This window comes from Anaerobacillus sp., from assembly GCF_046314235.1.
Classification (GTDB): Bacteria; Bacillota; Bacilli; order Bacillales; family Anaerobacillaceae; genus Anaerobacillus.
In genome coordinates, this window is the sequence record NZ_JBKBWN010000003.1 from 34,258 (window position 1) to 46,732 (window position 12,475).

Consider the following 12,475-nt stretch of genomic DNA (forward strand, 5'->3'; position numbering starts at 1 on the left):
TAAATAAACTTAAAGTAGTAAGTATTTTTTTTGTAAAGAAGGCAATAATACCCAGTGTAAATCGAAATGATGTCGTTTTATTAAACAGGAAATTGGAGGAAATGTATGGTACTTAGCAAACAAAAAAAAATCCCCGTTACTATTTTGACGGGATATTTAGGCGCAGGAAAAACAACCCTGCTAAATCGAATTTTAACAGAGAAGCATAATCAGAAAGTAGCGATTATTGTAAATGAGTTTGGAGAAGTAGGAATTGATAATCAGCTAGTTGTAAATTCTGAAGAGGAAATCGTAGAAATGAATAATGGTTGTATTTGTTGTACCGTTCGTGGCGATCTCATTCGAATTTTACGTACACTTGCTTTTTCTATGGAACAAGGAGATGTAATGTTTGATAGAGTTCTTATCGAAACAACGGGACTTGCAGATCCAGCACCAGTTGCCCAAACATTTTTTATGGATGAAATCGTCTCTGAGAAGTTTGAAGTAGATAGTATTGTCACAGTGGTTGACAGTCTCCATATCACAAAACATTTTGATACCAAGGATGAGGCCCAAGAACAAATTGCTTTTGCAGATATTATCATTCTAAATAAAACCGATTTAGTAACTGATGAGGAATTGGCGGATATCGAATCAAGAATAATTCAGATGAATCCAGCAGCAAAACGATTATATGCTGAAAATTGTAATGTTAATTTAAAGGACATTTTAGGGATAAATAGCTTCGATCTTAATTTAAAGTTAGAAATTAATCCCCACTTTTTAGACGATCATCATCACCACCATCATAACGATAAAGTTACTTCAATCGCATTTCGCGAAGAAAAACCTCTTGATATAAGAAAAGTAGATCAGTGGATGAGCTATTTAGTACAAGAAAAAGGCGAAGACTTATTGCGATATAAAGGTATATTTCATATCAAAGATTCGAAGGAACGAATCGTATTTCAAGGCATCCATATGCTTTTTGCTGGAAAGGCGGATCGGAAATGGCGTGATCATGAGACGAAAGTGACAGAACTTGTTTTTATCGGGAAAAATTTAAATAGGCTAGAACTAGAGCGACAATTTAATGCATGTATTGCAAATTAACGTAGAGAGTTATTGAATGCAGTATAAGAAGGAGAGAAGTAGCAAAACGAATAAATAGGTTTTGTCACTAGTATAGATGAGTATATTTACTGTGATGTAAAGATATTTGGAACATTAAAATAGTAATGATTACGACTATCATTGTAAATTTAAAAGGAGAGTTTCTTAAAATGGCTAAAAAATCTATGGTAGCAAAAGAAAAAAAACGACAAGAACTTGTTGCAAAATATGCGGATATTCGTAGAGAGTTAAAAGAAAAGGGAGATTATGAAGCTTTGGCTAAACTGCCAAGGGATTCATCGCCAACGCGTCTAGTAAGAAGATGTGAAGCTACAGGAAGACCAAGAGGTGTGTTGAGAAAGTTCAAGTTATCTCGAATTAAATTTCGTGAGCTAGCTCATAAGGGTCAAGTTCCAGGAGTGAAGAAGTCTAGTTGGTAAGCAATCTCCCACCCGGGAGTTTTTCTTTTCACTAAGATGTAATACCGATTTTAGGGGGTGTTTATATTTATATGGAGAAAATTCCAATAGTTCTTGTCAGTGGTTATATTGGTAGTGGAAAAACAACCATTATTAATCAAATAGGAACAGCATGTAAACGTCCAGCTGTTATTACTTACGAGCCAGCAAATGTGACATTAGTTGAACAAATTCATGATGTTAGAAAAAGGACTACTACTCATCATCATTGTTCTTCATTGTTCCATGCGAAGACTGTTGATGAGATGTTAAGTACTTTAGATAAGTTAGCAAAAGATTGCTCGGCCGACAATATATTTATTGAATTGGCTGGTACGGTAGAACCCTATTCTATTGCAAGACTCCTTGAAAATCATAAGCAAGAACCATATTCTCTTAAATCGGTACTGACAGTGATCGATGCCAAAAACTTTTGGTTTGATTTTACTTCTAATACAGAGGTGCTCTTTAATGAGGTGGAATGCAGCGAACACTTGTCAATAGCAGATGTCTTAGTTGAACAAATTGAATTTTGTAGTAGCTTAATATTGAATAAATGTTCGGCTGTTAGTAAAGAAAGTAGCGATGAACTAAAATGGTTGCTAGAAAAGTTGCAAAAAGAAGCTTCCATCATCAAAACAACTACTGGTGAAATTCATCTTCAAGATGTTTTAGATGAGAATGAGCTTGATATAAGCAAAATAAAAATGTCCGCAGGTTGGATCTCTGCACTGATGAAAAAGAAAAATCGATTTCAATTAGTCGATGATTATGGAATAGGTTCTTTTATTTACGAAAGAGACATTCCATTTCATCCTGAACGTTTTCAACAATGGTTCGAATACTTTCCGCCAGAAATTATCAGATCAAAAGGAATTCTTTGGTCAATTTCGGAATTGGATACTCCTTTATTGTTGTCGCAAGCGGGGCGTTCTTTAACGTTAGAGGAGGGGGCTGATTGGGACTATTTTCAGAGAAAAACTGATTATCTAGGCAAATTTAGTGGTAGAAAAACAGAATTAGTTTTTATTGGGATCGACTTAAATAGGGAAGAGATTATCAAGCAATTGGATAGTTGCTTAGTGACAAGTGAAGAGCTTCAACAAGCATGTGTGACTTGTAAGAGTTTATTAGAGAATTAATTATTATTAAAGGAGTAAAGAAAATGTCTAAAAAAATCCCCGTTACAGTAATCAGTGGTTATCTAGGTTCTGGGAAAACTACATTATTAAATCACGTTCTGAAAAATCGCCATGGCTTACGAGTTGCGGTTATTGTTAATGATATGAGTGAGATTAATGTTGATGCAGATATCATAGAAAAAGGAGGGTTCAAGAGAACCGAAGAAAAATTAGTCGAAATGTCAAACGGTTGTATTTGTTGTACACTCCGTGAAGATCTTTTACTAGAGGTAGAAAAGCTAGCAAAACAAGGTGATATTGATTACATCGTCATTGAATCGACTGGAATATCGGAACCAATCCCAGTAGCCCAAACGTTTTCATACATAGATGAGGAAATGGGAATTGACTTAACGCAATTTTGCCGCCTCGATACAATGGTAACGGTAGTAGATGCTAATCGATTTTGGCACGATTTTGATAGTGGTGAAAGTTTACTAGAACGAAAGCAAGCGCTAGGTGAGGATGATACGAGAGACGTTGGCAACTTACTTATTGATCAAATTGAATTTTGCGACGTCCTAATTCTAAATAAATGTGACATGTTAAGTGAAGAAGAAGTTAGGCAGTTAGAAGGAGTCCTCAAAAAACTTCAGCCACAAGCAAAGTTCATTAAAACCAATTATAGTAATGTCGATATAAATGAAATTCTAGATACAAAGCTATTCGATTTCGACAAGGTCAGCATGTCTGCAGGATGGTTGAAAGAATTGGAACAAGAAGCACATACTCCGGAAACAGAGGAGTATGGAATTAGCTCATTTGTTTATCGACGTACATTGCCATTTCATTCCGAGCGGTTCGTGCAATGGTCCGATAATTTCCCTGATGAAGTAGTTCGAGCAAAAGGGATTGTTTGGTGTGCTTCAAGAAACAACCTTGCAATTCTTTTATCACAAGCAGGTCCAGCAAAATCGCTAGAGCCTGTCTCTTATTGGGTTGCTTCTTTACCAAGCGCAGAACAAGAAAGTATTTTACGAGACAATAAGCACTTATTAGAAACATGGGATCCAGAGTTTGGCGATCGTAAGACAGAGCTTGTTTTTATTGGAATCGATATGGACAAAGAAAAACTTACAAAAGAGCTTGATCGCTGTTTAATTAGCCCTGAAGAATATGACAAAGATTGGTCGACATTTGTTGATCCATTTCCTTGGGATGTTTAAATGATAGATTAGTAAGATTATAGCAAACTAGATAGACCGATAGGTTTTCAGTTATGTTTTTTAGCTGAGAACCTTTTTTTGCATGAAGGTGTTTTTTGAGTATTAACTATATGTCGAATTAAATATCTTAATCGATTTTACAAAAACACTATCACCGTGTTAGAATTGAATTAAATCGTAATAATTACGATTTTTAAATGTTTTTTAGGAGGGAGTATCTTGGGTTGTTGGTATGAAGACCACTTTCAAGAAGATTACTTAAAAATCTATAATCATCGAAATGAAAATGCAGAAACTGAGTTACAGAATATAATGAAATTTATCCCGTATCAAGAAGGTCAGAAATTGCTAGATCTTTGCTGTGGTGCTGGAAGACATAGCCGTTGGTTTGCAAATCAAAAATTAACAGTAACAGGAGTTGATCTATCACTTGCCCTTTTGCAAGAAGCAAAAAAGCATTTGAATCGTGAAGAAATAAATTACGTTAAGTCAGACATGAGAGAAATCAATTTTGAAAATGAGTTTGACATCGTTGCCAACCTTTTTACAAGCTTTGGTTATTTTGATAGAGATAGTGAAAATGAACGGGTGTTTTCCCGTGTTTATTCTTCATTAAAGACAGGTGGATATTTTCTCTTTGATTACTTAAATCCAATGTTTATAAAAGGCAATTTGGTGCCGTTTTCACAAAAATCAATAGATGATACAGAAATACTTGAGTATCGAAAAATTGTTACGAACACAGTTGTAAAACGAATTATTATGAAAGATCTGTATTCAAAGCGAATTTATGAAGAGCGAGTTAAACTTTATTCAGAAAAGCAAATTAAAAAGATGCTAGAAAATAATTCATTAAAACCACTCCACTTATTTGGAAACTATGATGGAAGCCCTTATATCGCTGAGAATTCACCGAGGTTAATCTATATTTGTCAAAAGTAAAGAAAGGGAGGTAGCAAAGTTGGCGACCTGGAATTTAACAGAAACACACCTTCATCTGCTCATATGTAATGGGAGTAGTTGTAATAAGGCTGGCGCTGAGCAATTAACTCAAGCAATTCGCAAAGAAATCGCAGATAGATCGTTAGACTGCTCCATTCATACGACGAGAACTCTTTGTAATGGAAGATGTCATGATAAATGCGTAGTTATAAGTTATCCAGATGGACATTGGTACAAAGAGATGACTAGTGAAGATGCTTCTCCTTTGATCGAAAGACTCTTAATGAAAAATTGTTTAGAAGAAAAAGTTAGTCATTATTTTGAGGGGAGTGGGTTTGTACCGACAGTAGGAACTTTATTAGGAAAAGATAAAGATCGAGAAACAGTTATTAAAGTTTCAAAGAAGTTCTAATAATTAATAAGTGGCGTAATAATTGTTCTTTCGGAGTAACTATTGGTATCTTATATACATATAGAAATGGGAGCAATCTTTTAGAATGAATGAGGCTTGTTCAATTCAGTAAGTGACTTGTATTTATGAACTCTTAGAATATGACAACTTATTATAAATAGGAATAATTACGAATTGTTTCTAATATTGATGAAAGAGATTAAAATTGCTTTCAGAGGTGAGATCATGTCAAAGATACCTGTATTCATTTTAAGTGGCTTTTTGGGTAGTGGGAAAACGACACTGTTAAAACGGATGTTACATGAGTGTAATAAGAAAAATCTTAAACCAGCAGTATTAATGAATGAACTAGGAAGTACTGATACGGATGGGAATATTATAAATGAACAGAACAATGAAATAATGGAAAAATTATTAGATGGATGCATTTGTTGTAGTAAAAAAAATGAAGTCTTAAAATGCATAGAGAAGTTACTTCTACAAAAGCCTGATGTCCTAATAATAGAGTTAACCGGAGTAGCAAATCCAGAAGAAGTGGTGGACTCAATGACTGAGCCTCAATTAATCGATCGCTTATCGGTTCAAAAAATTATCTCAGTACTAGATGCAGAAAATATTTTAGAATATAACAGTATTTTAGAATCAGATCGAAATATTGTTGAAACAAATCGCAGACAAATTGAAGTTGCAGACCTATTAATTATTAATAAAGTAGACTTAGTAACGGATGGGCGAAAGTTAAAAATTGAAAAAATAATCCGCAAACACAACAGTGTATCCCCTATTTATTATTCCACTTATAGTGAAATAGATTTGGGTGAGTTGTTTGCTGATATTAAGCCATATAATGAACAGAAAATGATTATTAAGATAGGCAAAGAGAAGGTTGAACACCATCAACACACTCATCCTAAACAGACCCATACTCACTCGTATTCAAGAATTAATACAATCTCATTGCCAATCGATTTTGATACGAACACCGGACAAATAGAGAAATTTTTAAAAAAATGGCGACCAAATTTGCTTAGGGCGAAAGGATTTGTACCGATTAAAGAAAAAACGTATTTAATGCAAACAGTCCTAAAACGTACGTCATGGGAAAGTACCAATTTTAGTGGTAGCCATTATATTGTAATGATTGGCATCGACTTAAATGCGGAATTAATAAAAAAAGAGTGGGAGCGACTGTTAATTGCGCAATAACTAATAAAATTCATTAAACTATAAATAAAAAAATAAAGGTGTCTAACTCCAAGCGCTCTGCGCTTTTTTTGTTTTAAATCGTAATTATGTTGTTTTAACGGTCTTTTATAACTTTGTCCGCATATATTCCTATTATGAAATTAGTTATGGAGGAGTCATATGTTAAGACAAATACAAGCCAATTTAGTAGAGATAACAGCATTTATGATTTTCGTCTTAGTTGTATATTTAGTGAAAATAAGCGAGGGAATTTCAACTACAGTGTTGTTTATTCCGGCTTCATTATTAATGTTTAATACGATTTTTTTAAGTATTCTAATTGAAGCAATACCGTTCGTTTTGATAGGTGTCTTCATTGCAGGGATGATTCAAGTTTTTGTAACGGAAGATCAATTGTGTAAATTGATCCCTAAAAATCGGTTTTTAGCCGTTACAGTTAGTTGTGTAGTTGGAGCGTTATTTCCTGCATGTGAATGTGGGATCGTTCCGATTGTTAGACGTTTGGTGGCTAAAGGTGTACCCATTTTTGCAGGTGTTGGTTTTCTGTTAACTGGTCCATTAATAAATCCAATCGTTACATATTCGACTTATATGGCTTTTGGCCAAGACTTAAGAATAGCAGTTTTAAGAATGGCACTAGGTTTTTTTATTGCACTAATTATTGCATTATTCGTTAGCTTATTATTTAAAGGCAGCCAATTAAAAAAAGGACAAGAAATTGGACGAGAGTCCTATGTTACGAAACCTCCATTAGGAGAGAGATTTAAACATATGTATCAACATGCAATTGATGAATTTTTTAGCATGGGAAAATATTTGGTGATTGGAGCTTTGTTAGCGGCATTTGTTCAAACATATGTCTCTACAAAAGCAATCCTAGGGTTAGGGGACGGGATTGTAGCCTCTACGATTGTGATGATGGGTTTAGCCTATCTATTATCGCTTTGTTCTGAAGCAGATGCTTTTATTGGAGCTTCATTTCGTCACTTATTTCCTGAAACTTCAATACTTGCATTCTTAATTTATGGTCCAATGTTAGATTTGAAAAATACGATTATGATGATGAGTATTTTTAAATTTAAATTTGTAATTGTGTTAATTACGATAATAACGTTCGTTGTATGGGGATGTTTAATGATATTTGATAACTTGATATAAGGAGGATTCGGATGAACTTTCATTGGTTACAAGCATTAAGGGCTCTTATTTTACTATCATTTTCTGCCTATATTTTCATGTTACACCATACTGGAAATATTGGCAGATTTATAAACCCCCAGTATGTATTGTTTAGTCAGATTGCTTCGGTCATTTTTTTGTTTCTCTTTTTTATCCAAGTACCAAGAATATGGAGAGATCGTTCCGAAGTAGATGAAGACCATAGTAACTGCGGTCCATGGGGGTGTAATCATGAAGATGGCTACATGCAACGTTTTTCTATTAAAACTGTCCTATCATATGGCATTATCTTAATTCCTTTAGCTACCGGTTTTTTATTGCCTGGGAAAGACCTAGATGCATCAATTGCCTCAAAAAGAGGCGTGTTTATTACCTCGTCAAATCATGCTGATCAAGAGGAGTTAAATTGCAGTGATGAAGATTTGTTAATAACAGACACACTTTTGCAACAATCGAACCTTTTAAATGAAACTTTCCTTGTCTTAGATTCAAATAACTTTGCATCTCATGTAAATATAATCTCGCAAAACGCTGAACTATTTAAGGGAAAGCCTATTCAACTAGAGGGCTTTGTATTGAAGGATGAATCTTCTGATGAAAACCATTGGGTAATAGCTAGGTTCCTTGTTACTCATTGTGTAGCTGATGCAAGTGTTATTGGTGTCTTAGTTAAACTAGAAGAAAATATCGAAATCATTGAAAATTCATGGGTAAAAGTGCAGGGTATTCTAGAGGTAAGTACACATAACCAACGTACAATCCCGTTAATTGAGGTCAAGAAATGGGAGCCAATGAAACAACCAAAAGAGCCTTATGTTTATCCAAGTAAAAATCAGAGTTAAAGAATAATAATATATGACAAAATATGCTATAATTATACAAAATCAGCTGTTCATGAAATTATGGCAGGTTGGAATTCTAAGAACAGAGGTGTATACATTTGGATAAACAAGATTTAACAGGAAAAACAATCGTTGTGACAGGAGCTAATAGTGGGATCGGCTTAGAAGCGGCCAAAATCCTCGCTAATCAAGGTGCTCATGTGATTATGGCTGTTCGAAACGAACAAAAGGGTGTAGATGCAGTCGCAGCTCTTAAAAGTGTCAATAAAAATGCGATAATCGAAGTCATGAAGTTAGATCTCGCTGATTTAAGTAGTGTTCGAAGTTTTGTAGCAAAGTTTAATGAGAAATTTAGTAATTTAGATATTTTAATTAACAATGCTGGTATTATGAATCCGCCCTATGGCCAAACAAAGGATGGCTTTGAATTACAATTTGGTAGTAACCACTTAGGGCATTTTGCTCTAACTGGCTTGTTGCTTCCTTTATTGAAAAATACGCCAGGCTCTCGTGTGGTTACGCTAAGTAGTATTGCCCATAGAGGAGCGTCAATCTACTTTGATAATTTGGATGGATCAAAAGGATATAAGCCGATGAACTTTTATAAGCAAAGTAAGTTAGCCAATTTACTGTTTGCAAAAGAATTAGATAAGAGGTTCAAACAACATGGGATTTCAACAATTAGTTTAGCTTGCCATCCTGGGATTACTGCGACGAATTTGTTTAAGCTTGGGAAAAAAGATTCACCGCAGCTTTTGCAAAAATTATTAAAATGGCTGTTTCAATCTGTGGAAATGGGTGTTTTACCAACGATTTACGCAGCAACTGAAGCGAGCTTGAGCGGTGGTGAATATATAGGACCAGATGGTAGAGGTAACCGTACCGGAAATCCTGCGCTCGAAACTCCAGCCGCTAGTGTCTATAATAGAGAAACGATGGAAAAGCTATGGGATGTTTCAGAAACATTAACAGGAGTCGTTTATGACTTTTCATAGCAGTTTTTAGTGGTAAAATTGTTGACACAACTAAATCAATATGGTAAATAAAAAGAAGGATTAGCACTCATGTGAGTAGAGTGCTAATCCTTCTGTCACCTTTTGCCTACGCCATACCTACATATCAGTAAGTTTACTAATTGAAGGGAGAAATGATCATGACAAAAACAGAATTCAAAGCAGAATCGAAACGACTATTAGAAATGATGATTAACTCGATTTATACTCAAAAAGAGATTTTTCTACGAGAATTAATCTCGAATGCTAGTGACGCAATTGACAAGCTCTATTACAAAGCTTTAACAGACGATAACGTAGTTTTTGATAAAGATAGTTACTTTATCAAAGTTGTTGCGGATAAAGATAATCGGGTATTGAAGCTCATTGATACTGGAATTGGAATGACAAAGGAAGAACTCGAAACGAACCTTGGTACAATTGCTAAGAGTGGCTCTTTATCATTTAAAAAGGAAACTGAACTCAAGGATGGCCATGATATCATCGGGCAGTTTGGGGTCGGATTTTATTCAGCGTTTATGGTTGCAGACGTTGTTTCCGTAATCAGTAAAGCGCAAGGAAGCGATCAGGCATACAAATGGGAGTCTGAAGGGGCAGAAGGCTACACGATTGTACCGTATGAAAAGGAAACTGTCGGTACGGAAATCATCATGAAAATAAAAGAAAATACCGAAGATGAATCTTATGATGAATTTCTCGAAGAATATCGCTTAAAAGCAATTATAAAAAAATACTCTGACTTTATTCGTTACCCAATTAAAATGGATGTTACGACAAGTCGTCCAAAAGGTGAAACGGATACTGAATTCGAAGAGTACCAAGAAGAGCAAACAATTAATAGTATGGTTCCAATCTGGCGAAAAAACAAAAGTGAACTTACAACTGAAGATTATGAGAACTTCTATAATGAGAAACATTACGGCTTCGATAAACCGTTAAAACATATTCACATTAGTGTTGACGGAACGATCCGCTATAATTCGATTTTGTATATTCCAGAAAAAACACCTTACGACTTTTATTCGAAAGAGTTTGAGAAGGGGTTAGAGTTATATTCAAGCGGCGTTTTAATCATGGATAAGTGCGCCGATTTATTGCCAGACTATTTTAGTTTTGTTAAAGGAATGGTTGATTCAGAAGATTTATCGCTGAATATTTCTAGGGAGATGTTACAGCATGATCGCCAATTAAAGCTTATTGCCAAAAATATTAAGAGTAAAATAAAGAGCCAACTGCAATCACTTCTGAAAAATGAGCGAGAGAAATATGAAAAGTTCTATGGTTCATTTGGGAGACAACTTAAATTTGGTGTTTATAATGATTTTGGAATGAATAAAGAAGAGCTACAAGATTTATTAATGTTCTATTCTTCAAAAGAGAAGAAGCTAGTAACGTTAGATGAATATGTTGCAGCAATGCCTGAAGATCAAAAGTACATCTATTATGCTTCTGGTGAAAGCCATGAGCGAATTGAAAAACTACCGCAAACCGAGCTTTTAAGCGAAAAGGGCTATGAAATCTTATACTTTACTGATGACATTGATGAATTTGCTATAAAGATGTTAATGAGCTACAAAGAAAAAGAATTTAAGTCAGTATCGAGTGGCGATTTAGGGATTGCAGCAGAAGAAGATCAAACGGATGAAAACGAAGTAAATGAGAATAAAGAGCTATTTGAATATATGAAAACAGCTCTGGGAGATAAAGTAAAGGATGTAAGAATTTCAAAACGATTAAAAACGCATCCAGTCTGCTTAACTACTGATGGCGAAGTGACGATTGAAATGGAGAAAATCTTAAAAGCGATGCCAGATAACCAAAACATTAAAGCAGATAAGGTTTTAGAGATCAATATCAATCATGATGTTTTTAAATCCTTAAAAGATGCTTTTGCAAACGATAAAGAGAAATTAGCTTTATTTACTAGCTTACTTTACAACCAAGCACTTCTCATTGAAGGCTTACCAATAAATGATCCATTAGAATTTACGAATGATATTTGTAAGATAATGGTGTAATCCTATCAAATGAGGCTGTCCTAAAAGTGTCTAACACCACGCGGATCCTATTAAATATAGACGTACAGATTTATCACATGTCTATATTTGGTGTCTAGCGGTGTCTGATACTTTGTTTTAGGGCAGCCTTATTTGTTTGTTCTGTACCACATTAATAGTTCCAGCGATAATGACCTGCAATCGGTGTTTTGATTGACTTTAACTTAATTTCTGCGGCGAACGGTGGGTTATTATGAATAATATAAGGTGTACCATCTTTTGCACGGCGATCAGATACAATGGCAACATGGTGAAAACCGTCTAAATAGACAACTATATCACCGGGTTGCCATTGCCGTAGATTTTCAATATCCCCAGCAATTAATTCAGTTGTTAGCACTTGAGCGAATCTTTCGAAGTAAACGTATTGATTTGGGACACGGCGGAAATCAATGTTAGGTTCTGGTTTTCCATTTACTCTTGGATATAAACTTGTATTTTTCTCAATATCTTCATCGATTAAATCTTTTAAGTTAGTATCTATACCAAAGAGACCACGCCAAATAACATCAGTACAAACTCCTTCATCATCTGGAGGGTAACCACCATCATAATAGTTACTTTCGTATTTTGTCCGCTGTTGTACCTCTACCCGAGCAGCGTTTACGATATCAATCGGGTCTGGAATGCCATTGTTATTCCGATCAATTTGAGCATAATCATCTGGAACAATGACTGATTTTGTAAACGGAGACTCAATGTTGATATTCATAAAATCAAGAATAAGGCCACTTCTAAAAAAGGTAATAAAGGTTAAGCCACCAATTACTGCAAAAGTGCCAAAAAGAATGAATAATTTTTTTAGGTTCATGAAATCCCTCATCACTAGTATTTTTATTATAATTTTACTACTTTTGAAGACTAATAACCATATTTTAGAAGATTAGGTTACGCTGGATTTCCTTGAACAAGCCTCTAAAATTC

12 protein-coding genes are annotated in these 12,475 nt (G+C 34.7%); 11 read left to right on the forward strand and 1 reads right to left on the reverse strand.

Going from position 1 to position 12,475, the window contains the following annotated elements; genetic code table 11:
- Positions 1-105: 105 nt before the first annotated feature.
- The 11 genes from ACK4M9_RS04300 (at position 106) to htpG (ending at position 11,512) form a co-directional block, all read left to right on the forward strand.
- Positions 106-1,095, forward strand: a complete 990-nt coding sequence (locus tag ACK4M9_RS04300) for a CobW family GTP-binding protein (protein ID WP_409848331.1) — start codon at positions 106-108, stop codon at positions 1,093-1,095.
- A gap of 170 nt (positions 1,096-1,265) precedes the next feature.
- Entirely contained in the window at positions 1,266-1,535 is a 270-nt protein-coding gene (rpsN, locus tag ACK4M9_RS04305; protein WP_409848332.1) for a 30S ribosomal protein S14, read from the forward strand.
- Positions 1,536-1,606: 71 nt separating this feature from the next.
- Positions 1,607-2,695: a CobW family GTP-binding protein gene (locus ACK4M9_RS04310; protein WP_409848333.1), complete on the forward strand. Its 1,089-nt coding sequence runs from the start codon at positions 1,607-1,609 to the stop codon at positions 2,693-2,695.
- Between the two features lie 23 nt (positions 2,696-2,718).
- Positions 2,719-3,900: a GTP-binding protein gene (locus ACK4M9_RS04315; RefSeq protein WP_409848334.1), complete on the forward strand. Its 1,182-nt coding sequence runs from the start codon at positions 2,719-2,721 to the stop codon at positions 3,898-3,900.
- 219 nt (positions 3,901-4,119) lie between these two features.
- Positions 4,120-4,842 carry a class I SAM-dependent methyltransferase gene (locus ACK4M9_RS04320; RefSeq protein ID WP_409848335.1) on the forward strand — a complete coding sequence of 241 codons (723 nt, stop codon included), beginning with the start codon at positions 4,120-4,122 and terminating at the stop codon, positions 4,840-4,842.
- A 19-nt stretch (positions 4,843-4,861) separates the two neighbouring features.
- Positions 4,862-5,254, forward strand: a complete 393-nt coding sequence (locus ACK4M9_RS04325) for a (2Fe-2S) ferredoxin domain-containing protein (RefSeq protein WP_409848337.1) — start codon at positions 4,862-4,864, stop codon at positions 5,252-5,254.
- A 225-nt stretch (positions 5,255-5,479) separates the two neighbouring features.
- A complete protein-coding gene (locus ACK4M9_RS04330) occupies positions 5,480-6,460 on the forward strand; it encodes a CobW family GTP-binding protein (protein WP_409848338.1) in 981 nt (326 codons plus the stop codon).
- Positions 6,461-6,619: 159 nt separating this feature from the next.
- The gene (locus ACK4M9_RS04335; RefSeq protein ID WP_409848340.1) at positions 6,620-7,618 is read left to right on the forward strand and encodes a permease; all 999 of its coding nucleotides are present in this window, start codon (positions 6,620-6,622) and stop codon (positions 7,616-7,618) included.
- Between the two features lie 11 nt (positions 7,619-7,629).
- Positions 7,630-8,481 (forward strand): TIGR03943 family putative permease subunit, encoded by an 852-nt coding sequence (locus ACK4M9_RS04340; protein ID WP_409848342.1) that lies wholly within the window; start codon positions 7,630-7,632, stop codon positions 8,479-8,481.
- Positions 8,482-8,579: 98 nt separating this feature from the next.
- Positions 8,580-9,476 (forward strand): oxidoreductase, encoded by an 897-nt coding sequence (locus ACK4M9_RS04345; RefSeq protein ID WP_409848344.1) that lies wholly within the window; start codon positions 8,580-8,582, stop codon positions 9,474-9,476.
- Positions 9,477-9,634: 158 nt separating this feature from the next.
- Entirely contained in the window at positions 9,635-11,512 is a 1,878-nt protein-coding gene (htpG, locus tag ACK4M9_RS04350; RefSeq protein WP_409848345.1) for a molecular chaperone HtpG, read from the forward strand.
- A gap of 151 nt (positions 11,513-11,663) precedes the next feature.
- Here htpG and ACK4M9_RS04355 read toward each other — a convergent pair whose 3' ends face one another.
- Positions 11,664-12,362 (reverse strand): DUF1287 domain-containing protein, encoded by a 699-nt coding sequence (locus ACK4M9_RS04355; protein ID WP_409848347.1) that lies wholly within the window; start codon positions 12,360-12,362, stop codon positions 11,664-11,666.
- Positions 12,363-12,475 lie beyond the last annotated feature (113 nt).